At 43.7% G+C, this 1,016-nt stretch carries 1 rRNA gene; it reads left to right on the top strand.

Features of this window, described 5'->3' with window-relative positions:
* Nucleotides 1-1,016, top strand: a 23S ribosomal RNA gene (locus HX13_RS22355); the annotation flags it as partial.

The raw sequence follows: 1,016 nt of genomic DNA, 5'->3' as shown, positions 1-1,016 counted from the left end.
AATGGGCAACCCAATACATTGAAGATAGTATTACCTCGTAAGAGGGACAAACCCGGAGAACATGAAACATCTAAGTACCCGGAGGAAAAGAAATCGAAGAGATTCCGTAAGTAGTGGCGAGCGAAAGCGGATTAGCCCAAAAGTCTTTATATATTTAGAAGAATGTTCTGGAAAGAACAGCCATAGACGGTGATAGCCCGGTATTCGAAAGGTATATTAAGATGATAAATGAGTAGGGCGGGACACGTGAAATCCTGTCTGAATATGGGGGGACCATCCTCCAAGGCTAAATACTCCTGAAAGACCGATAGTGAACAAGTACTGTGAAGGAAAGGTGAAAAGCACTTCGAATAGAAGGGTGAAATAGAACCTGAAACCGTACGCCTACAAGCGGTCGGAGCAGCGTAAAGCTGTGACGGCGTGCCTTTTGCATAATGAGCCTACGAGTTAATTTTACTAGCGAGGTTAAGTAATTAAGTTACGGAGCCGGAGCGAAAGCGAGTCTGAATAGGGCGGATAGTTAGTAGGATTAGACGCGAAACCTTGTGATCTACCCATGGGCAGGTTGAAGCTCTGGTAACACAGAGTGGAGGACCGAACCGGTTGACGTTGAAAAGTCTTCGGATGACCTGTGGGTAGGGGTGAAAGGCCAATCAAACTGGGAGATAGCTCGTACTCTCCGAAATGCATTTAGGTGCAGCGTCGCAACAAAGTTTATTAGAGGTAGAGCTACTGATTGGATGCGGGGGTTTCACCGCCTACCAATTCCTGACAAACTCCGAATGCTAATAAATGTTTTGCGGCAGTGAGGGCATGGGTACGTTTTTGGCCATTTTAAATGTAATGTCCATTTTTGCAGGTGTAACAAACGATACATTATCTCCGTAAATAACATCTCCATTATAAGCCTGAACATAAGCCCTTACATAATACGTAGTTGATTTGTCAAAATCTGTACTGTATGTTGCCATAAGAAGATAATCTCCTGTAGTATTGGTATACTCCTCAATATATTT

It is taken from the genome of Chryseobacterium sp. P1-3 (assembly GCF_000738495.1).
In the GTDB taxonomy this organism is placed as follows: domain Bacteria; phylum Bacteroidota; class Bacteroidia; order Flavobacteriales; family Weeksellaceae; genus Chryseobacterium; species Chryseobacterium gallinarum.
The sequence above is the reverse complement of the archived record's forward strand: the minus strand, read 5'-3'. Positions and strand labels throughout refer to the sequence as shown.